Source organism: Bradyrhizobium sp. Kon69, from assembly GCF_055807515.1.
On record NZ_JBVVOS010000587.1, the window covers coordinates 1 to 235 of the forward strand.

Genomic DNA, 235 nt, shown 5'->3' on the forward strand with positions numbered 1-235 from the left:
GAAATACCGATCAGCCAACTCGGGCTCGGCCTGCGCCTTGAACACCAGCGCCAGCGCGGCATTGGCATCAGCATCGTCGGCATCCAGTTCCAGGGCTTTCAATACAGCAACCTCGAGCACACCGACGTCGGCACTACCGCGCTGGCAGAAGAGGTGGCGTTGGCGATTGCCTATAACGACATCAGCCAGGCGGTCATGCTGGTGCCGCCAACCGACCTGGAAGATTTTATTGTCG

General features: G+C 59.6%; 1 pseudogene. It reads left to right on the plus strand.

The window, feature by feature from the left end:
- Nucleotides 1-235 (plus strand): annotated as a pseudogene (locus AC0L3U_RS40250) (hypothetical protein); the annotation flags it as partial.